This is a genomic window from Acidovorax sp. LjRoot66, from assembly GCF_964253305.1.
GTDB lineage: Bacteria > Pseudomonadota > Gammaproteobacteria > Burkholderiales > Burkholderiaceae_C > Acidovorax.
The window spans coordinates 194,672-214,536 of the sequence record NZ_CAXUQU020000002.1 but is presented as its reverse complement, the minus strand read 5'-3'; the positions used below and the strand labels follow the sequence as shown (position 1 = coordinate 214,536).

Here is a 19,865-nt window from a genome sequence, read left to right as displayed (position 1 = left end):
CACGACTAATGCCAGTTATCTGCGGGACAGCACACTAGCTGAGGTGAGCTTGCGGTCCTGTCCAGTGCTCTGCTTGCTATCAGACATGAAGTATCCTGCTTTGTAAAACTACACTTGACGCAGACCCGCGTGCGCCCATCATTGCTTCTCGCAAGGCGGGCGGAAACGGGCCGGGTTCAGAACAAAAAATGAAATAAGGGGAGGTGCGCGATGGCATTGAGCGACTATTTCAAGGGGCCCGAGCACAGGGCGGCCGCAACGCGGCTGGAGACCGAGCTTCAGTCGCACCGGCTGCAGTCACACAGAGACCAAGAGGTGCTGCAAGCCAAACAAGATGAGCTTGTGGCTCTCCGGCTGCAGTCACAAAAAGACCATGAGGTGCTGCAGGCCAAATACGATGAGCTTGTGGCCCAGAATAAGGCGCTCGGACTGTTCGATTTACTGGCAGTTCAGGACCAAATTCGCACCGAGCAGGCCCTCCTCGTCAACACTCGCGCAGCAGTTCAGGATCAAATTCGCAGCGAACAGGCGCTCCTTATCAACACTCGCGCTCAGAACGCCAAAAAAGAGTCGGAGCTGGCCGCTGCACAAAAAGCCCTTCTCGACAACACTCGCGCTCAGATCGCCTCGCACGAGGCTGACCTGGCCGCTGCGCAGCGGCAGCTTCAAAACCTCCAGGCACAAATTCTCGGCGCTGAGGATGCAATCCAGTTGGAATCATTCGCCCTCTATGAGCCTAAGTTCCAGTTCACGAACAGTGCTGAGTACAAAAAGAGACTGGACGAAAACCGGGAAGACCAAAAGAGCACTGCTCGGGGCTTGAGCGCCGCGATCGATGCGTTCGACAACTACGCTGTTGAATTTACGAAGGCGCAGTGGAAGAAGATGCGCAAGGATGTGATGAAACTGGCGTTGAGGTCCTTCAACAGCGAGAGTGACTATTGCGTTGACAACGTCAAATTCAGCAATTTGGACAAGATGGAGGAGCGCATTCGCCGGTCCTTCGCCACATGCAACACCTTGGTGAAGGCGATCGACGCTTTCTGGAAAGACATCGTTTTGGAGCGCAAGCTGGAAGAGCTCTACCTTGCGCACGAGTACCAGATGAAGCGTCAAGAGGAAAAAGAGGCGATCCGCCAAGCCCGCGAGGACCAGCGCGAGCAGGAAAAGCTTGAGAAAGAGATCCGGGAAGCCCGCGCGAAGATCGACAAAGAGCGCCGCCATTTCACCGGCGCCATCCAGAAACTTCAGTTGCGCCTCACTGCATCGACTGACTCTCAAGAGCGTGCTGAGCTGCAGACGCGCATCGAAGAGATCACAGGCCAGAGCGTCAAGCTCGATGATGAGGAGCGGCTGCTGGACTACCGCGAGCAGAACGCACGTGCTGGCTACGTCTACGTCATTTCCAACATCGGAGCCTTCGGCGAAGGCATCTTCAAGGTCGGTATGACGAGAAGACTGGAGCCCATGGACCGGGTCGACGAGCTGGGTGACGCCTCAGTGCCCTTTCGGTTTGACGTGCATGCACTCGTCTTCTCGGACAATGCCCCGGCATTGGAGGCCAAGCTGCATACGCATTTCGCAGCCGGCAGACTGAACAAGGTCAATGGACGCAAAGAGTTTTTCCGTGCTGATCTCCAAGAGATCGAGGCCGTGATCCGGGTCAATTACGACGCGGTAGTGGAAGTGGTTCATGCGGCTCCAGCAGAGCAGTACCGGGAAAGCTTGCGGTTGGCTATGCCTGTGCCAGCAATCCAGATCGCTGAGCAAGCAGCGATGGGTAAGTGACGCGACATGCCTTTGGCCTCGCGGAAGCTGCGAATTTCTGCAACTATCGTTGAGCGCTGCCGGATCATGCGTGGCCGCGATTCCCGCTTTCCGACTTCCTTATCCGACCAGTGCTGTGCAATTTCCATTCTGACGTGTGATGCGGTCGTTGCGGCTGCAATGCCGAGCATTGCCAATGACGGCTCAGCAGCGATTGCATTCAACCGTGTTTTGAAGTCGAGCGCGTACTATCGGCCAGAAGGAGACATTGGAGGAGCATGGCTACAACACAGATCAATGACTTTATCGTTCGTCTGATGACCGGCCAGCGAACGACGTTGCGGCGACTGCATCCGTTGTTCCAACAGTTTGAGCCGTACCGCCGCCCAAGCCCAGGTACCGGCGGGGAAGTGCCAGTTCCTGAGAGCGCCGAGGCGTTCCTTACCGCGACCGGCTACGGCGATATCGCTGAAGTACTGAGCTTCCGCGCAGAGTGGATGCACCTGATTGATCGTGGAAAGTTGGCTGGGTGTGTCATCTGCTCAGGATGACGGTGGCAACCAATATGCTTGTCCAACGTCTGATAATAAGATCTATTTTATTCGCGCTGCTCATCTGAATACGTGCTCATAGCTGCTTCAATCGGTGATTTTCTAGAGGGGCTTGAACTTCGCCGCTTCGATCTCGAAGGATGGAGAAACGGGCTTGAGTTGAAGCCGTGCAGCTGAGAGTACATAACTTTAAGTTTTGGAGCCGCCTTCAGGGAAAGCCCACCATATACAAATGAGGGAAATAATGTCCAGCCATCTTCAAGAAATAGAGGAGCTAACCGATTTAATGAGGAATGAGTGGCTTGATGTCAGGCTATGCATTGAGCTGCTTGGCTATGATCCGGCGGAAACACTGCTTGTCGCATTTGCGGAAAGCGAAGATGAAATGGAGTATTCAATAATTGTCACAAGAGATCGGCGAATATTTGAATGCTCCCGTAGTACAAATGAAATTGCCGAAATAAAATTCAGCAAAGTAGAAGAGCTTCCGAATTCGGAAGAAACTTTTAAGTTGACTCCAACGATTAAATTGGCGCTGAGCATTCAGGAGAATTTATAACAAACTGCTCTCGGCCATCCGCTGACCTTGACGAACGACTGCTTGAGGCAGGCAGCTCTCCCAAAACCCGGTCTCGGCAGCTAAAAAGTGTCTACAACCCGAGGCAACTCAGATCGACAGTGTCTTCAACTTTTTGGGGATCTGTTCCGCGAGAAACGCCATCAGTGCCCGAACTGTTGGCGATTGATGGCGTTGCAGGGGGTAGACCAGTTGGACTTTCAGCGCGGACATTTGCCAGCCTTCCAGCACCCTGACCAATTGCCCCGATGCGACCAGCGGCGCCGCCTGAAACTCGGGCAGTACAGCGATTCCGAGTCCGTCCAAGGTAGGCGCAAGCAAGGCGTCGGAAGGGCCGATGACCAAACGTGAACGCAAAAATCCTTTTGCGGTTCTGTTTCGCGAATGCAGCTTGATTTCTGCTGCGTCCCTCGACTGCAGAAGGCCGGCGTGCGCACTGAGTTCACCTGGATGCTGAGGCAACCCGTATTGGCTTGCATAGGCGGGGCTTGCAAACAGCGCTGGGCGCACGGTGCCGATGGCACGGGCCTTCAGGCTGGAATCGGCAAGTTCGCCAATGCGCACGGCCAGATCAATGCCTTCTTCGACGATGTTGACGTGGCGGTTGCTGAGCTTGACATCGAGTTCCAGATGTTCGTGCTGGAACAGGTACTCGGTCACCAGCGGCAGCAGCACGACTTTGCCAAAGGTCGCGGACGCAGCCAGACGAACGCGACCCCCTGGCGTTTGATCCGGAGAAAAAACCTCCTGGGTGACGGCGTTCAGTTTATGGATCAGTGGACCTGTTCCGTCTAGCAGGCGTTGGCCTGCATCAGTCAATGCGAAGGCTCGGGTATTGCGCTTGACGAGGCTGACCCCTGCTGCCGTCTCCATGCGCGCCAGGCGGCGCGACAAGGTTGATTTCGGAACATCCAGTTGGCGAGAAGCCCGTGAGAGGCTGCCCGCCTCCGCGATCTTGATGAACCACTGCAGATCGTCGATCGAGTAGTTTTCATTGTTCATATTTTGGTACACCGGTGTCTACACAACGAGTCTATTGGAATAAGGTCAAACCATCAACAATGGGGCTTGTTGCGGGTCGAACAAGCCCACATGGATCGCTTCCTTGCCTGGCCGCAGACCCGCTTCATTCACAACCATTGCACACTTTCAAGCAACTCAAATGACCATACTCGTTACGGGCAGCACGGGGCTTATCGGCTCCCATGTGGTGGCGCTGCTAGCCGCGCAAGGCGCAGACGTTCATGCACTCACAAGAACACCAGAAAAGCGACAGTTTCCACCCGGCGTTACGGCCGTCAAGGGAGACTTTCAGGATGTGGATTCGATGCGCGCGGCCATGGGTCGCGCAAGAACGCTTTTCTTGCTCAACACGGTGGCCGCAGACGAAGTCACCCAGGCACTGATTGCACTCAACCTGGCGCGCGAGGCGGGTATCGAGCGTATCGTGTACCTGTCTGTCATGCACAGCGACCGCTTCACCGATGTTCCGCATTTCACGGGAAAGCACACGGTTGAACGCATGATCGAACAGCTTGGAATGCACGCGACCATTCTGCGCCCCGCTTACTTCATGCAGAACGACGATGCCTTGATTCAGTCCAGTGTTCTGGAGCGGGGCGTGTATCCCATGCCCATCGGCAGTGCAGGCATTTCCATGGTGGACGCGCGTGACGTGGCGCAGGTTGCCGCACGGCATCTGCTGCGCCGAGACGCGGCAAGCGAACCCTTGCCAACGCAGGTGTTGGATGTCGTGGGGCCCACAGCGTTGTCGGGTCGCACCGCCGCCGCTGTCTGGAGCGATGTGCTGGGCAAGACCATCCTGTACGCGGGTGACGACATCGGGCCTTTTGAGGCACAGTTTCGGAGCTTTGCACCCGGGTGGATGGCCTATGACATGCGGCTCATGATGGCGCGCATGCAGTTGGATGGCGAGCTGGGTTCCGCTGCCGCAGTCGAACGTATGCAGCAAGAACTGGGCGCCCCGTTGCGCAGCTACCGCGACCATGCGCTGGAAACGGCTAAGCGCTGGAGGGCTGCCCCATGAAGGCAGAAAACACCCTGCCGTCCATTGTCGTTGTCTACCATTCCGGTTACGGCCATACACGGCGATTGGCGCAGGCCGTTGCCCAGGGCGCAGAAGCCGCATTGCTGGAGATCGATGCGCAAGGTACTCTGCCCGAGTCCGCCTGGATGCGACTGGCTGCCGCGGATCTCATTGTGCTGGGCTCACCCACTTATATGGGCAGCGCGAGTTGGCAGTTCAAGCGATTTGCCGATGACTCTTCCGCCGCGTGGATGGCCCAGAAATGGAAAGACAAACTCTTCGCAGGCTTCACCAACAGCGGAAGCATGAGCGGTGACAAGCTGTCCACCTTGCAGTACTTCATGACATTTGCCATGCAACACAGTGGCCTGTGGGTGGGCACCGGCATGATGCCCTCCAATACCAAGGCAGCCCTGCGCAATGACCTGAATTATGTCGGTTCATCTTCAGGCGCGATGGCCACAACCCCGGTCGATGCGTCGGTTGACGAAGTGTTGGAAGGTGATATCGAGACGGCCAGACGCTTTGGTGAACGGCTTCAGGACGTTGCGAAGCGCTACTCGAATGCGTCGCCTCACGAGGCGTAACAGGTAACTTCTTTCAGCATCCTGGGCTTCAGCCGCGGGGCCAGCCTCCATCGGGAATCTCGGCATCGAGTTCCGGCCCGCGGGTCGGGCCGGATTGCGTCTGTGCACGACCCAACTCGGCTGCTCGCCAATATTAAGCACCGTTCGATACATCAATGGACTTGCAATCATGAACACACTTCTTGGAAAACGCGCTTTTGTCACTGGCGCAAGCCGCGGAATCGGAGCTGCGGTCGCGCGTCGCCTTGCGTCTGAAGGTGCCGATGTCGCAATTGGCTACGAGAAGTCCGCCGCGGCAGCGGATGTGATTGCCAAGGCGATTCGTAGCACCGGACGCAATGCGGTCACGGTTCCGATGAGCGCAGCCGACCCGACTTCAGTGAAAGCAGCGGTCGATCGCGCTGCGGCAGAACTCGGCGGGCTCGACATCCTGGTCAACAACGCCGGGATCTTCCGCACGGGCTCCATCGAATCCGCCAGCCTCGCGGATATTGACGAGACCCTTTCAGTCAACCTGCGCGCGGTCGTCGTCGCCACGCAAGCGGCGCTCGCCTACATGAGCGATGGTGGCCGAATCATCAACACAGGCAGCAACCTGGCGACTCGTGTGCCGGGAGGCGGAATGACCTTGTATGCGGCAAGCAAAGCCGCATTGATCGGCCTCACCAAGGGCCTGGCACGCGACCTCGGCTCCCGCAGTATCACCGTCAACGTCATCCACCCGGGCTCAACCGACACGGACATGAATCCTGCGGACGGCGAGCATGCGCAGTTCCAGTTGCAGCGCATGGCGATTCCGCGTTACGCGGACCCCGACGAGTTGGCCGCTCTGTATGCCTTTGTTGCCAGTCCGCAGGCTAGGTCGATCAACGGAGCGGAACTTACGGTGGACGGCGCAGCCAACGCATAAATTTGGCCTCATCGCGTTGTTGCAGCGAGCGATCTTCTCGCTCGTTCGGACGGCGTAGTAGCGATGAACGTGCGCCGCTTCTTGACTTTGCCATCGCCAAGATATTCCCCGACAGATCCTCAAGCTGCTTTTGGTCACGGGGTGAAGCGGTTGTGAAAGCAGCCGTCTTCGATCCCGGTCTTTTCTGGCAATTGTTGGCGCCGACCGGAATTTGAGCCACTTTTCAAGTAGTGCCGAAGTAAAAGCGAGCCAGGTGTTCAACCTACCCTGCTGTTTTTAAGCGGCGGTGTGCAAGGAGTGATCACCATGGACATGATTGGCAAGATCCGACGGCTGCACGCGAGGGACAAGCTGTCTTGCGGGAGTGCCACCCGAAAGCTGCCGTTAATTTGCTGCACGCTGCCGCTGGAAATCCCGGTGTCTGCATACGGCAAGCTATAGTTTGCTGGCTTAACGCGTGCCGGATTTCATTGATTTTTTATGCCTGGATATCTGAACAGGCCATCTCTCGCAAAGCTATGCAGCAAGCCGCCTACAGGGGAAAACAGTGTCCAGAATATCCCGCACGGTCCTGCTCATCCCGCAGGTTTTGCGGTCTAAATTCATTCGTTAGCGTTCACCCCTAAAGCCATGCACGGACTTACTCAAGAGGATTCATCGCTGATCGGATTTGTCGTAGCGTGTTACTTCTGTGATGCCATCGACAGCGAAGAGCTCAACAGGTGGGCCGAGCACATGATTGCAACGCGAGAGGGTTATCCGGACTACATGCTGGATCTGCTGTACTTCGACGAAGCGCGTTTTCACATCTTTCGGGTTATTGGGTTCACCCCATCGGAAGAAACATCAGAAAAAGAGGATCAAGCAATCTGCGGCATCGCATACTTACGTGGGCGCCCCCAGGCTGATGGTCCAGCGATTGATGTTGCGTTCAATGCACTGATAGAGTCTCCGGCAATCAAAGAAAGGTTTCTTCCAACCTTCCCGTTCCTGGAGGTCCCACTTGAACGCTAACCTCCCTACAGTCAAGCGGACCGCTACAAGCTGTGCTTGTGGTTCCCTCCGCGTTTCGCGCTCCGGCGTCCGCTTACTTCCACGTTAAGCCTCATGAACGAAATAGTGCTGCGTGACCTCGGTATCTCCGAAGGCATCCTTCAGCATTTGCGTGTATACGAGCCTTCGTCTCCGCTCGGGTTTAGGGTTCAGCCAGCGCAACACTGGCGTTCATCTCCAATCGCGCAGCGCAGTATTGTTCCGCTGTGGGAGTGCGGCACTGTGCTGACGTACTTCGATCAAAGCTCGGCCACGTACCGAAGGTGCTCCATAGAAGACCCTAAGACAGATTGGTTCAGCTACCGGTCATTTCAGGCAGCGCTGGCTCAGCTGTTCATCGAGTTGTACGAAGATGAACTGCCAGACGAGGAGATGCTCGCTATTGCCAAGAAAGTTGGCTTTCGTTATGCAGAGCGCCTCATTGCAGAGTCCGCGGGCCTAAATCGAGAGGCTTATCACGCCTGGGCCTCAGCTTTTCCCCGGGCGTGTGAGGCCTAACCCTTTGTCGGAGCGGACCGCCATCGGAAAGCCGCTTGGCCCGCCAACCGGTCTGGTCCATCATCCGTCTAGCGGGCCAACGCCTGGAAGGCGTTGGCCTCTCAGCTCAAACGTTGAACATCCGCTTTCATTTGCGGTGACTGGCTGCTCCTGGCCGATAGTACTCATTCCTTTGCGGTCAGCGTATGACTGCAACCAGCCTCAAGCCGTCGTCGACTTTCGCTTCCCGAATGGCCGCTCTTGGTGGCGGAAGTCTGGCTGGTCGCTCCAGCGCGTTGTATCACCCAAGAAGGCGACTCGACAAAGCTGAGCAGATGCTCACGTCCGCGATTTGGAAATTACCACGAGAGCCGAACTGAGTGCCCAGCTCCGGCCGTTCCAGCTGTCCAACTCAGTTCGTCCCCGCAGTCCATCAGCGACCGAAATACGCATGAGCTCTGCAACGCCGGCAAACCAGCGCGCCGGGGTGACCGTGGTGCCCCACGAGGGCAAGATTGAACAGACTCTGTTCATCATCAGCCGCCCAGGGTCCAGCGAGGCCGTCAACAAGGTCGTTCAGGCGATCAAGACCGTTGGCGCGCAGACTTTGACGAACTGACAGGGGTCCTAAACTCTTGTACTCGCCGCGAATGCGCCTGGCGAACAAGAGCCGGGGCACAAGCTGAGGGTCTCTCCGGGTGCCCCGGAGAGATGCCTCGGCGGTTTCACTTGAATCCGCGATACATGGCCTCGGCAATCAGGCCACGGCCAGCAAGCCCTGTGGGGGAGGACAGCAGTCCTGCCCCTGTATCCAGGACATCCGGGAGGCTCAATCCGTACAGAAACGGGAACTCGGGCAGGTTCAGCAAATTGTTGGAGCGGGTGCCATCTGGCTCCGTGCGCAGATGCAGCAGCCCTGAAGGTCCGTACTTGGCGATGACATTCACACGCCGCAAGCCGCTTTGCACGTAAAACTGGACGCCCCCATCCCATTGCAGTTGAGCGGCACTGCGCATCTCCATATGCCACGTGGATGGCCAGTGCCCACCCACGTACAAGATAGGACGAAATGGGTCGTAGCGAGGGTTCTTCTTGATGAAGCTGATTTCGATGCTGGGAGCCAATGACATGAAAGCCTTTCCGCCCTGAGGGCACGCGTTAGCGAAGAAAGGCAACTCGAACACAGGAACATCACGATCTGCAGGTCTTGCCTGCCGGGGACTATATATGGTGTGTCGTCATTCTCCAAAACACCATAGGTAGCGTTGACTAAATTTACAGAATGTGAAACCTGTTGATAAAATCAGTGGTTTCGACAAGGCCTTGTGGTCCGGCAATGCGAGGACGAGGCGGACTGGCAACGCGTATATCCATGGAGGATGGCCAATGAGAATCTATGCATCGGGCGAGGCACAACACCTGAATGCCCCTGGTGAATTTTTGTCCCCGAACCCGTTCGGGCGCGTGGTCGGTTTGATCGATCTCGGCGACAACAATGGCTGCAATGAATTCGGCTGGACCGGCTTGAAGGCCGTCATCGACGTTGACGGAGAGGAGTTCGTCTTGGACTTCCCCGAGTTCACGCGCGTCGAAACGGATGACGGGATCGAGATTGCCAGTGGCGATGCGGGCACCATTCTGAGCTGGTGGCCATCGCGAGAAGATGCCCAGCGCTACGGCTTGCGCACGGTCTTCGCATAAAGCGGGAGATGCAGGGGTCTCAGCTGGTTTTCATCACTCTGCTCCGGCCCAACCTGCCGATTTACCTGGTGTCTGCACCCACCCCCAGATGATTCCCACGAGTTCATATGCAAGTATCTACCAGGATTTCCTGGCAGCGATGACGTGGATGACTAGCCTGGGGATCAATCTCCAAACCGGACGCACGTCCCGCTATGAAAAGGTCATGGGCTACTGGAAGGATGCCTACCGCACCGCCTCCATCGAGGAAGCGAACAAGGCGTTTCCAGACTTCGTCAGCTCCCTGTTTGAAATCGTAGAGTTCACACGAATCCATGAGGCCCTGCAGAATGTGCCATCGCGGGAGTTGACCTCCGTGATCGACAAGCTGAAAAAGGCAGTCAACGGCCCCATCGATGTGGCGAGTGAAACCCCAAAATCAACAGCCGCACGCAATTTCCTGTTCGAGGCCAGTGTAGCCGCCATGGCCCACCGGCCGGCGCGCAACGTGGAGGCCATATTGAATGCACGTAGCGATACCGGCATCAAGATCGAAGGGCGCAAGATTTGGGTCGAGTGCAAACGTGTGACCTCAGAACTGACACTGGAGGGCAACCTGCGCAAGGCCTGCTCACAGCTTCAGGACACATTCGAGGCTGAGGCGGGGTCAGATCATCGAGGGGTCGTCGCGATGGACGTGTCAAAGATCCTCAATCCGAGAGGAGATCTCCTTGTCGCCAGAAACGACGATGAGCTCTTAAACGCCGTAGCGCGCTTGCTGCAGGATTTCAGTTACAAGCACTCTGGTCTTTGGCGGCGCGTCTATGCCGAGAAAAGCCAGCGAAGTAATCGGCCCGTCCGCGCCGCAAACCGTACCGAAGAAACAAGTGGCGTTGGCCTGCTGGGTGTGGCAAGGTGGAACGCGGCGCCGACGAAGACCGATGTAGCAATGGTGCACATTGCCCGCGAGCCAGCGTGGTCATGGGCTGCGTCATCGACATTGGTGAGCCTGTGCCAGGCTTTTTGGCTTGGCCCAGACATCCCGTTTGAGAGAGTGATCAAGACGACGTACCCGAGTCGGTGCCACGTTCCACTTCTCATGATGGAGGATGCCATGGCACAACGCAAGCGGCCCACCACACAGTCGGCCATCACCCTGACACACCCCAACGCAGCCGGTATCGACATCGGCAGTGCCTCGCACTTCGTGGCCGTGCCGCCTGACCGCGATGACGAACCTGTGCGCGAGTTCGCCAGCTTCACGGCCGATCTCAACCGCCTGGTCGACTGGCTTGACGCCTGCAACGTGGATACCGTGGCCATGGAGTCCACGGGTGTTTACTGGATACCGTTGTACGAGCTGCTTGAATCTCGCGGCTTTACCGTGCTGCTGGTCAACGCCCGCCACGTCAAGAACGTCTCGGGACGTAAAAGCGATGTGCTGGACTGCCAGTGGCTGCAGCAGCTCATGAGCTTTGGGCTGCTGCATGGCGCCTTCCGCCCGGCCGAACAGGTCTGTGTGCTGCGCTGCCTGAACCGCCAACGCATGATGCTGCTGCGCAGCCAGGGGCGCCTGGTGCAGCACATGCAAAAGGCGCTGGCCCAGATGAACATCCAGTTGGCCAACGTCATCTCCGACGTGGTGGGCCAGACTGGGCAAAGAATTCTGCGCGCCATCCTCGCCGGTGAACGCAATGGGATGGCCCTGGCCAAGCTCAAGAGCGCGCGCATCCATGCCAGCGAAGACGAGATCGCCAAGAGCTTGCAGGGAAGCTGGCGGGCCGAACACCTGTTTGCCCTCAAGCAGGCGTTGGACGCGTTTGATTTCTGCGCCACCCAACTGGCTGAGTGCGACGCGCAGATTCAGGCGCAGTTGCAAGCGCTGCATGTTCGTGATGACGAGCCAGCAGCAGGCAGCAAGCGCGCACGTGGGCGTGCCCGCAATGCGCCGAAGTTTGATCTGCGCACGCAGCTGTTTCAGATGTGCGGCGTGGATCTCACGCGCATTGACGGCATAGACGTGACCACAGCGCTGGTGGTGGTGTCCGAGGTGGGCGCGGACATGGGCAAATTCCCCAGCGACAAGCACTTTGCCTCCTGGCTGGGATTGTGTCCCGGCACCAGGATCACCGGGGGCAAGGTCATGAGTGGAAAGACCAAACGCTGCGCCAACCGTGCGGCCCAGGCGCTGCGCCTGGCGGCAGCATCCTTGCGTTCGAGCCAATCGGCGCTGGGAGCGTATTACCGACGCATGTGCGCGCGCATGGACAAGCCCAAAGCCGTCACTGCTGCTGCCCACAAGCTAGCGCGGTTGATCTACGCCATGCTCACCCATGGGCAGGAGTACACCGACCAAGGGCAAGAGTACTTTGAGGAGCGTTATCGCCAAAGGGTGTTGCACAACCTCGCCCAAAAGGCCAAGGTCATGGGAATGCAGCTCGTACCGGGCGACAGTACTGTTTAAAAACCTCAGGAAAATCAACTGGTTATCTGTTGTTTCTTGAGAGCAGATCATCGGAACAGCTTTTCGGCTTTCATGCTTGGCGATGTCTGAATCGAGGGGAATGGTCGTTCAGTGCTCCCAATGGGCAGTGAGCCCAAGAGCAGATGCCTCAGCTGCGGACGCGCAGATTCAATATCGACTGGTGGAGGCCTTGTCGCAAGACCCCTGAAGCATGCACAGGCAATGCGCCAACGAAAAAGGGCCCAAAGGCCCTTCTCGGGATCCGCCCAGCGAAAGACCCATACGAGATTCTGTTGCCCCTGCTGGTGTGCAGGACCTGACCGATACCAGGCAGCAGGTCCATATCATCACTCGCTCTCAGACCGTCTTGCCATCATTTTAGCCCCCGGACGGCTCCTGCTTCAGGCCAGTCTGCAGCCCCAGAACTACTACTGAAACTGCGGCAGCAAGCAGCCTTCTTGAGCAGACCACGTGCCGGTCAATATCGCGCTCCAGATAATGTCGCTCACATCTCCAGACAGGAACAGCAGATCCCTCATAGCGCTGGCTACCATCGCGGCGCGCAAGAATTCATCCGCCTCCGGAGGTGTGCATAGGTGATAACTGCGGCCGGATTCTGTACTAATCAGGGCTCGTTGCAAGTCGATCGCGATCAGCACGGAGGTCAGCCTGAATGACCCTGAAGCCAATTGTGCGGTGATGTGCAGTGCTCCGTTGCCGCGCTGCACTATCCGCCAGTGGTACAGCTGCACATGCGGTTGTGATTGAACATCAGGCGCTGGACGGTCGTTGCCAAAGAAAAACCAAACCATGAAGACACCTCAGCTCCCGCAGGCAGCGCAGCATGGAAACTGAGCGCCCCTGATGAGGTCAGTCCAGCTTTCGCCCGAGGCCGCGACGAGCTTGCCACCCGTGTTCAAGGGGAAAGCCTCCGAAGTCATTGCGTGCATGGCGCTCAGTTCCCCAGGTTGATGATCAAGCCGACATCGAAGTCCGGGTTCTCATACTCTGTCGATCCCTTACCCAACGGATAGCCCCGGGGATTGCAGACAATGCGGCACCCTGCTACCTGATAGTCGAACGAGGTATGGGTGTGCCCGTGGATCCAGAGATGCGCACTTCCGACCAGTTGATCAGGCAGCCCCGAGCCAAAGGCCCCGGTGGCCAGATCATTGCGGTACCGCGCAGGCGTAGATTCCTTGCGTGGGTAATGGTGGGTCACTACCACCCGGGGTGCTGCGATGCCAGGCTCTTCCAACTCGCGTTGCAACCAGGCGCGGCTGGCTACATGGCGATCAACGGTGGCCTGGGGCGTGCACCCTTCGATGAGACGGTAGTCGGCGACGAAGCCTTGTGCTTCCCGCATGGAGGCCCTGCGGAGATCTGCGCCGAAGTATTCAAAGTCTGTCCATAGGGTCGCGCCCAAAAAGCGCACACCCTCAATCTCGATAGCGTCGTTTTCCAGGAAGTGCACGTCATGCGAACGTGCGGACTCGCGAATCCTGTCGAGTGTCCGCTCCCAATGACCGTGGTAGAACTCATGGTTGCCGGCGATCAGCACGATAGGCTTGTCGGGAAAGGTACTTCGAGTCCACGATGCCGCTGAATCGCCCAAGTGAATATCCCCGGCTAGCACTACAACGTCGGCAGATGCCGCTGATTCAGGATCTGGGCTGAAGGGTGAGAACTCGACGTGGAGATCTGAGAGAACGAGAATTTTCATGAAGGGGGTGCGTTGATGTTATTACGTACTCGGCTGGAAAGCGACAGCACTGCATAATTAATGGCTGAGGGAGAGACTTTCGCAGCACATGCGAATTCCACCTACAGAACAACTCGTGAGCAGTCGCCAAAATCCGTGACTGGAAAATCTAACTACTTCTTTTTTTAAAAACAACATGCCAAGCTACAAAGACCTTCTCGCTCAAAAACAAAACCTCGAAGCCCAGATCGAAGCTGCCCGCAAGTCTGAGATGAGCGAAGCACTTTCCACGATCCACAGCTTGGTCAAAGAATTTGGCCTCACCGCATCTGATGTGTTCCCCTCCGGCCGGGCCAAGAGCGCATCGAAAGGCTCCACTGTGGCTCCGAAATACCGGGACCCAAGCACGGGTTCGACCTGGACCGGTCGCGGCAAGGCGCCCTTGTGGATCGCGGGCAAGGACCGCGCCCAGTTTGAAATCAATTGACCTGACGGAGGTGCTACTCCACAGCACCTCTACCTAGATAGTTCATTCAACCTCGCTCGCAACAATTGCGACGAGCGCTCATCAAATCCACGCGCACCGTCGACGAGAACCAGGTTTGGACAGAATGGCCTGTAAAGCCAAGACCGATCGTCGACGGCGACCCATGAAGCGTAAACAGGTCGGTTGACAGACAGCCAAGCCGCACATTCCGCCTGCCTTTCGTATAAGGCGAGCGTGCTTGGCACTTCAAGCAACTGGGAATATCGCGGTGTCATTCCCACCACTCTCTCAGAAATGGCGTCTGACAGCAACGCCTTGATTTCTTTCAAATCTCTGTCATGGCGCCAAGTGCTACTCACCACGATCTCCAGATCGAGCCCGTCAATTGCAGACGAAAAACATGCCTCGCATTCAAAATGTCTAGAAGCATGGCAAAATTCAGGATGAAGCACGCCGTCAAAATCAAGAAACAGGACGGGTAAGCTTATTTGCTGAAATACGACCTGTTTGAGATTATTATTTCACGCAAGCATCAACGAAGCGTTCTAGGAACGCTTCCGTTGCTATGGCTGGCGATTGCAGTGATGTAATGTGTCGTGAGCATTCCTGTCCTATGTTTGAATGAACTTTCAATCCTATTGAGTTTCGCTAATTTAAATCGTTGGTGATGCGCAAGTGAAATTCATTTCTGCATTGATGCCTGTCAGCACTGACAAAGATGCCGCATCACTTTGACGTCTCAGCAAGCGATAAATGATCTCTTGGTTAGCCGCCACGTGCAGCGTCATTAAAATATTTCGCAGAAGTTCTTCTTTTCCTCCCCATGGGAGCGATTCGTTGTACGGCAGAGAGGATGGGTCGACCTTGGCCAAAAGCAACAACGCCAGCGCAATCGCTGCACTGGTTTTCTCGTCAGGGTTAAGTTCTCCTTCATCCCAAAGAAAGCCGCGCAACTGATCCGCCAGGCGCACCAATTGATGGTCTGGCAGGCCTTTGGGCAGTATTGCCTCCCACCCATCCGTTTCGAGGATCTTCATTAGATCCTCTCCACTGAACGAATCCGCTACTTTTATGTTTGGTGGTAGCATATTTTTATTTCTCGATTGGTTAGATTATTTTTATTTATTGAATAAATGTTGATGCGACAAGTTTGGCGTGGTCAAACTTGTCGCATGACGCCCCAATCGGGTCAATGTCGTCCAAAAAGAAGATTTACTCAAAAGTTGATTTCGGCCGTGCCTTGCAGCAGCTCCGTGAGGTTCGTGGCGTCACCCAGGAAGATCTAATACCCAGCTCAAGTCGTCGATCTGTTGGAAGGATTGAGCAAGGGTCGCAAGTTCCATCCTTTCGGACTATCGACAGCTTGGCAGAAGGGCTGAGAATTCACCCTCTGACCCTCATCGTGCTTGCGTACTGTCAAGACTCCAGCGCCGCGTCGGTGACCCAACTGTTTGAGACCATCAAGTCTGATCTCATCGAGCTGGTGGACGAAAAACGGCATGGCCAACCGCGGTCAAGCGGGCTCGAATAGATCTTGTTTGGCCAGCACGCGGAGCACCTCTGTGAGGGCCTCCACCGTCTCATCGCTTTGCTCTCCCAACACCCTGCTTACGATCTCCCGGTCTACGTTCAAGCTGAGCATTGCCATCGCTTGCTGAAGGGTGGATAGGCCGAACTGCTGGGTGTCCTCGATGGCATCGACTTCCTGGCTGCAACTTATAAGCAACAGGATTGCCATCTGCATAACTGGGCTTGCAAGGTGGTGCTCTTCCTCCCATCGGTCGCTGTAAAGCAGTGAGCGCAGACCCCGAGCAGTGCACAACAGCTGTGAATCGGACAAGGCATTTGGCAGAAGTCCCCTCCAGCCGCTCTTCTTGAATATGGAGGTTACATCTGCATGGCCAAAATTCCCTATCTCAGTGCGCTCAATAAATAACATAATATTCGTATAAAATTTTATGAGACAACTTTGTCCCATCGGTTGCTGAGTGCGAAGATAGCTGAACTTGGTCAGGAGATGATCGAAAACGACCAGCGTTTGCTGAAAAGGAAACACGGCGGTTGCTGCAACTCCCCAAAAAGGAAACCGATCAGTTGTCGAAGAACCATCACATACGCTTTGCTGTGAACGCTCACTTGAACATCCATCGCCTGGCCGAGATAGACAGGCAACTGCATGCGGCTGGGAGCCTCGGTGGAATCGAAACGCCGCGCTCTGGATGGGTGAAAACTTTGCGCTTGGCGATGGGGATGAGCTCGCTCGCTTTGGGCGAACGCACATCGATGTCCCCTCAGGGCGTTCGCCAGCTTGAGCGCGCAGAAGCCGACGGCACCATCAGCCTCAAGACCTTGGCCAGGCTTGCAGACGGGCTGGACTGCGAGGTCCGATATGTTCTGATTCCTCGCACCCGCCTAGTCGATCAAGTGCTGCGCAGAGCGCAGGAGCGGTCGATGGATATCGGAGCGTTGGCAAGGCGAGACGCGGCGGCCGGCCCCCTTGACACCGAAGGACTGCTGCAACTCACCCTCTTGCTTAGCGGCGTCAATCGTCGAGGTTTTTGGTAGCTCGCAGGTGAGGCACTGCATGATGCCAAGCAGTGACCTACCTAACTCAACAGACCGGGTGGGCCAGCCTTGCACAGACAGAGCCGGGGGCATGCCCTGGCTCTGCAATACACACATCGGTGAAGTGATCAAGAGGTGCGGTTGCGCATCCAAGAAGGGTGATAACCGTGATCAGGGTGCAGCATCAGGAGTCATGCGGCGCATCGAGTCCCCCTTGAGCTCAATCGTGTGCTTGTTATGCAGAACACGGTCCAAGATGGCGTCCGCGATCGTTGGCTCTCCCAAGAAGTCGTGCCAGGTCTTGGTCGGCAACTGTGATGTGATGAGGACTGACTTTCCCGGGACCCGATCGTCGATAACTTCCAGCAGGTCCTGCCTCCCACGCGCCCCGATGGGAGCAACGCCCCAGTCGTCAAGAATCAGCAACTGCTGCTTGGCAAGCCGTGTGCGCACGGCGGGCAAGCTTCCATCTGCGTGAGCGACCTCAAGTTCCTCCAGAAGCCGGGGCAGACGGCAGTAGAGAACTCCGTATCCCTTGCGCGCGGCCTCTCGCCCCAACGCGCAGCCCAACCACGTTTTTCCCGTGCCAGTGGGGCCCGTGATGACGACGTGCTGCCCACGCTGAATCCATTGGCACGTGAGCAGGTCAATGACTTGTCGTTTATCAATGCCTCGCTTGGCAGAAAAGTCGATGTCTTCCGGAAACGCGTTTGCCGCCTTGAGCTTGGCGCCCTTGAGCAGCTTTGCAAGGCGACGGCTTTCCCTCTGGGCAAGTTCCGCATCGACGAGCAGTCCCAACCGGTCGTCGAAGCCGAGAGAGTGCGTTGCCGGGTTGTTCAGTTGGTCGTCATACGCCTGGGCCATGCCTGGCATGCGCAGGGTGAGTAGTGCTTGACGGGTCGGGTTACGCATTCTGGTTGCCTTGTTGGTAGTAGCCTGCGCCACGGACATTGGTATGGACGGGCATGTCGTTGCTTGTTGGCAAAGTCTCGGCTTTGCCCTCCAGTTGGTGCTGGAGCAGAGAGCGGATGCTCTTCACAGTTGGCGAATGGATTGAGAGCGCCTTGCCGCACGCCAGCTCAAAACGCTCGGCCGTGTATTTGCGCTCAAGCTTTTGCAAGGTGCCACATGCATTGAGTGCCGCAGCCGGATGGCGCGCATCTGCCAGAAGACGCTCGACGACTGACAGTGCACCCGGGCCTACACGTTGGGCCCAATCTTTGTATCGCTCTGGTGTGTGATCGGCCCACGCCAGATGATGTTCTGGCATGTGCGCGCGATGAGTCGATTTGCGACCCAACGCGTCGGACCGGACATGCGAAGCGACGCGGTTGCGACCATGCAGAATTTCGACAACGGTTGGTGTGCAGCGAGCGGTGACTGATTGGTGCACGAGCCGATACGGAACCGAGTAGAAGTGGCCTTTGACAGCGATGTGATAGTCCAGCGGCACGCGCAGCGGCCCTACCCAGTCACCAAACTCGTATCGAGCGGGAAGGGGCAACAACGCAGGCCGGTCGATTGACTCGAAGCGTTCGCGACGGCTCTGCTGGTATCCCCGCATGACCCGGTCATTGATGATACGAACGCATTCTTTGATGGCTCCGTTCAGCTCTGCCTCCGAATGGAAGAGTCGGTTGCGCAGCCTTGCGATGCCCCACCGCAAGAACAACAGCACGCCGCCTTCCACCACCGCCTTGTCTTTGGGCTTGCGGGCCCGTGCCGGCAAGATGACAGTCCCGTAGTGTTCTGCCATATCCGCGTACGCCGGGTTCAGTACTGGGTCAGATCCGGCTTTTTGCACGGCCGATTTGAGGTTGTCCGGAACCGTGATTCGGGGGACGCCACCCAGGGCCTCATACCATTCGCAATGCGCGTGGATCCAGTGCTCCTGCTTCTGCGATGGCACACCAAGTGCAAACAGGAGGCCGCCGACACCGGCCGAACCAATGAAGATTTCAGTGTGGTGGCTCTCGCCTGTCGTCGGATCTACCCAGTACATTGTGGTACCCGAGAAATCGGCCCAGCCCCGCTCGCCGGGCTCGTACTGTTGCCGCATGGACAGTGGCAGCTTCCCGGCCCATTCCACATACAACTCGTTGAACCTGCTGAGCTCGTATGCTGAGGCAGGGTCTTCTTCCTTGTATTCGACCCACAGCAAGGTGCGGGTAACGCCCTTGCGTTGCAGTTCGCGATGGACATAGGACCAGTCGGGCACCCGTTTGAACTGCCCTCGATGGCCCTGTCGATTGAACTTCAGGCGAAGCTGGGTTTCGTTCAGGGACTCCAGGTTTGCCAGGTCGATTCCGTGCTCTTTGATGAGTTCCCTGTACCTTCGCACCGTGTTGTAGCTGATGCCCAGCTCTCGGCCCATCTCCCGGTTTCCTGAAGATGAATTCAGAAGGAGCCGGATCCTCGTGTGAATTGTGTTCACGTTTTCTCCATAGGCGATCCGCCGCCCAGGGAGCTGCTGAAGCTCCAGCGGATCGCAAACTCAAGCAGGCGAGCGCGCGGCTTGACATCGGCTGGGTAGCCGATGGAGAATTACGTCTGAGAAATGTCGTAAGACCCTAACGCCCCTCGAGTTCGCAACACTCCTGGGGCGTTTTCATTTTTGCGCCTGGTAGTCAGCTTTGTGGTCAGGTTCGGCTAGGGACCCAAGGCGCACCCCCCTTCATTTTTGTGGCGAGGCTTGGCTGGTGCCGCCCGCTGGCACCAAAGCCAGCGTGCAATATCTGCCGATGCGGCAAACCGCCCCCTGCGCCCACTCAGCTCGAAAGTGGTCACTGGAAGGCGCCCCCGTTGATATGCCTTCCGAAACGCGCCCTGGGACGGGTAGCCCAGCGCTTTGGAGAGGGTGTCACCGCCCACGGTTGCGCCGTGTGAATGGCTGTCCAGAAGCGCACTTTTCTGGCTTTTGAGCGCGGTTTTGATCCCGCCTCGACAATCCATCACTTGATTCCATCCTGGTGGCCCGCGGGCCACCAGGACGGCCGCG

The 19,865-nt window shown here is 56.9% G+C and carries 24 protein-coding genes; 15 read left to right on the top strand and 9 right to left on the bottom strand.

Annotation, left to right across the window (positions count from 1 at the left end; translation table 11 throughout):
* Positions 1 to 210: 210 nt before the first annotated feature.
* The 3 genes from ACSQ3Y_RS33315 (at position 211) to ACSQ3Y_RS33305 (ending at position 2,877) form a co-directional block, all read left to right on the top strand.
* A complete protein-coding gene (locus tag ACSQ3Y_RS33315) occupies positions 211 to 1,788 on the top strand; it encodes a DUF4041 domain-containing protein (RefSeq protein WP_436178355.1) in 1,578 nt (525 codons plus the stop codon).
* Positions 1,789 to 2,045: 257 nt separating this feature from the next.
* A complete protein-coding gene (locus ACSQ3Y_RS33310) occupies positions 2,046 to 2,318 on the top strand; it encodes a hypothetical protein (RefSeq protein WP_436178354.1) in 273 nt (90 codons plus the stop codon).
* A gap of 244 nt (positions 2,319 to 2,562) precedes the next feature.
* On the top strand, positions 2,563 to 2,877 hold the full coding sequence (locus ACSQ3Y_RS33305; RefSeq protein ID WP_436178353.1) for a hypothetical protein: 315 nt from the start codon (positions 2,563 to 2,565) through the stop codon (positions 2,875 to 2,877).
* 108 nt (positions 2,878 to 2,985) lie between these two features.
* Here the strand turns inward: ACSQ3Y_RS33305 and ACSQ3Y_RS33300 are convergent, their stop codons facing one another.
* Positions 2,986 to 3,897, bottom strand: a complete 912-nt coding sequence (locus tag ACSQ3Y_RS33300) for a LysR family transcriptional regulator (protein WP_145698838.1) — start codon at positions 3,895 to 3,897, stop codon at positions 2,986 to 2,988.
* Positions 3,898 to 4,057: 160 nt separating this feature from the next.
* Here ACSQ3Y_RS33300 and ACSQ3Y_RS33295 point away from each other — a divergent pair, with 160 nt between their 5' ends.
* From ACSQ3Y_RS33295 to ACSQ3Y_RS33265, 7 genes are all read left to right on the top strand, one after another.
* A complete protein-coding gene (locus tag ACSQ3Y_RS33295) occupies positions 4,058 to 4,942 on the top strand; it encodes an NmrA/HSCARG family protein (RefSeq protein WP_145698839.1) in 885 nt (294 codons plus the stop codon).
* Entirely contained in the window at positions 4,939 to 5,529 is a 591-nt protein-coding gene (locus tag ACSQ3Y_RS33290) for a flavodoxin family protein (protein WP_436178352.1), read from the top strand. Before ACSQ3Y_RS33295 ends, ACSQ3Y_RS33290 begins: the two co-directional genes overlap by 4 nt.
* Positions 5,530 to 5,698: 169 nt before the next feature.
* Positions 5,699 to 6,439, top strand: coding sequence for an SDR family oxidoreductase (locus ACSQ3Y_RS33285; protein WP_145698840.1), 741 nt, complete (start codon positions 5,699 to 5,701; stop codon positions 6,437 to 6,439).
* A gap of 306 nt (positions 6,440 to 6,745) precedes the next feature.
* Positions 6,746 to 6,880 carry a hypothetical protein gene (locus tag ACSQ3Y_RS33280; RefSeq protein WP_436178351.1) on the top strand — a complete coding sequence of 45 codons (135 nt, stop codon included), beginning with the start codon at positions 6,746 to 6,748 and terminating at the stop codon, positions 6,878 to 6,880.
* Between the two features lie 189 nt (positions 6,881 to 7,069).
* Positions 7,070 to 7,453 carry a hypothetical protein gene (locus ACSQ3Y_RS33275; RefSeq protein WP_436178350.1) on the top strand — a complete coding sequence of 128 codons (384 nt, stop codon included), beginning with the start codon at positions 7,070 to 7,072 and terminating at the stop codon, positions 7,451 to 7,453.
* Positions 7,454 to 7,546: 93 nt separating this feature from the next.
* The gene (locus ACSQ3Y_RS33270) at positions 7,547 to 7,990 is read left to right on the top strand and encodes a hypothetical protein (RefSeq protein WP_436178349.1); all 444 of its coding nucleotides are present in this window, start codon (positions 7,547 to 7,549) and stop codon (positions 7,988 to 7,990) included.
* A 430-nt stretch (positions 7,991 to 8,420) separates the two neighbouring features.
* Positions 8,421 to 8,588, top strand: a complete 168-nt coding sequence (locus tag ACSQ3Y_RS33265) for a hypothetical protein (RefSeq protein ID WP_436178348.1) — start codon at positions 8,421 to 8,423, stop codon at positions 8,586 to 8,588.
* 106 nt (positions 8,589 to 8,694) lie between these two features.
* Here the strand turns inward: ACSQ3Y_RS33265 and ACSQ3Y_RS33260 are convergent, their stop codons facing one another.
* Positions 8,695 to 9,099, bottom strand: coding sequence for a DUF3892 domain-containing protein (locus tag ACSQ3Y_RS33260; protein ID WP_436178347.1), 405 nt, complete (start codon positions 9,097 to 9,099; stop codon positions 8,695 to 8,697).
* A gap of 256 nt (positions 9,100 to 9,355) precedes the next feature.
* Here ACSQ3Y_RS33260 and ACSQ3Y_RS33255 point away from each other — a divergent pair, with 256 nt between their 5' ends.
* On the top strand, positions 9,356 to 9,670 hold the full coding sequence (locus tag ACSQ3Y_RS33255; RefSeq protein WP_436178346.1) for a hypothetical protein: 315 nt from the start codon (positions 9,356 to 9,358) through the stop codon (positions 9,668 to 9,670).
* 1,093 nt (positions 9,671 to 10,763) lie between these two features.
* Complete coding sequence (locus ACSQ3Y_RS33250; RefSeq protein ID WP_436180136.1) at positions 10,764 to 12,113, top strand: IS110 family transposase; 1,350 nt, start codon at positions 10,764 to 10,766, stop codon at positions 12,111 to 12,113.
* A gap of 428 nt (positions 12,114 to 12,541) precedes the next feature.
* On the opposite strand, the gene ACSQ3Y_RS33245 is transcribed toward ACSQ3Y_RS33250, so the two are convergent.
* Together ACSQ3Y_RS33245 and ACSQ3Y_RS33240 are read right to left on the bottom strand one after the other, a co-directional pair.
* Positions 12,542 to 12,925, bottom strand: coding sequence for a hypothetical protein (locus ACSQ3Y_RS33245; protein WP_436178345.1), 384 nt, complete (start codon positions 12,923 to 12,925; stop codon positions 12,542 to 12,544).
* Between the two features lie 143 nt (positions 12,926 to 13,068).
* Entirely contained in the window at positions 13,069 to 13,836 is a 768-nt protein-coding gene (locus ACSQ3Y_RS33240) for a metallophosphoesterase (protein ID WP_436178344.1), read from the bottom strand.
* A gap of 175 nt (positions 13,837 to 14,011) precedes the next feature.
* Between ACSQ3Y_RS33240 and ACSQ3Y_RS33235 the strand changes: the two genes are divergently transcribed.
* Positions 14,012 to 14,302 carry an H-NS histone family protein gene (locus ACSQ3Y_RS33235; RefSeq protein WP_436178343.1) on the top strand — a complete coding sequence of 97 codons (291 nt, stop codon included), beginning with the start codon at positions 14,012 to 14,014 and terminating at the stop codon, positions 14,300 to 14,302.
* Between the two features lie 29 nt (positions 14,303 to 14,331).
* Here ACSQ3Y_RS33235 and ACSQ3Y_RS33230 read toward each other — a convergent pair whose 3' ends face one another.
* Positions 14,332 to 14,775, bottom strand: a complete 444-nt coding sequence (locus tag ACSQ3Y_RS33230; RefSeq protein WP_436180135.1) for an HAD domain-containing protein — start codon at positions 14,773 to 14,775, stop codon at positions 14,332 to 14,334.
* 180 nt (positions 14,776 to 14,955) lie between these two features.
* A complete protein-coding gene (locus tag ACSQ3Y_RS33225) occupies positions 14,956 to 15,339 on the bottom strand; it encodes a hypothetical protein (protein ID WP_436178342.1) in 384 nt (127 codons plus the stop codon).
* Between the two features lie 155 nt (positions 15,340 to 15,494).
* Here ACSQ3Y_RS33225 and ACSQ3Y_RS33220 point away from each other — a divergent pair, with 155 nt between their 5' ends.
* Positions 15,495 to 15,833, top strand: a complete 339-nt coding sequence (locus tag ACSQ3Y_RS33220; RefSeq protein ID WP_436178341.1) for a helix-turn-helix domain-containing protein — start codon at positions 15,495 to 15,497, stop codon at positions 15,831 to 15,833.
* Here the strand turns inward: ACSQ3Y_RS33220 and ACSQ3Y_RS33215 are convergent.
* Complete coding sequence (locus tag ACSQ3Y_RS33215) at positions 15,816 to 16,358, bottom strand: hypothetical protein (protein ID WP_436178340.1); 543 nt, start codon at positions 16,356 to 16,358, stop codon at positions 15,816 to 15,818. The two genes, ACSQ3Y_RS33220 and ACSQ3Y_RS33215, sit on opposite strands and share 18 nt — an antisense overlap.
* A 5-nt stretch (positions 16,359 to 16,363) precedes the next feature.
* Between ACSQ3Y_RS33215 and ACSQ3Y_RS33210 the strand changes: the two genes are divergently transcribed.
* Positions 16,364 to 16,867 carry a helix-turn-helix domain-containing protein gene (locus ACSQ3Y_RS33210; RefSeq protein WP_436178339.1) on the top strand — a complete coding sequence of 168 codons (504 nt, stop codon included), beginning with the start codon at positions 16,364 to 16,366 and terminating at the stop codon, positions 16,865 to 16,867.
* A gap of 171 nt (positions 16,868 to 17,038) precedes the next feature.
* Here ACSQ3Y_RS33210 and istB read toward each other — a convergent pair whose 3' ends face one another.
* Both istB and istA read right to left on the bottom strand, forming a co-directional pair.
* A complete protein-coding gene (gene istB / locus ACSQ3Y_RS33205; protein WP_436178338.1) occupies positions 17,039 to 17,779 on the bottom strand; it encodes an IS21-like element helper ATPase IstB in 741 nt (246 codons plus the stop codon).
* Positions 17,772 to 19,301 (bottom strand): IS21 family transposase, encoded by a 1,530-nt coding sequence (gene istA / locus ACSQ3Y_RS33200; protein ID WP_436178337.1) that lies wholly within the window; start codon positions 19,299 to 19,301, stop codon positions 17,772 to 17,774. The genes istB and istA overlap by 8 nt, the downstream gene beginning before the upstream one ends.
* Between the last annotated feature and the right edge of the window lie 564 nt (positions 19,302 to 19,865).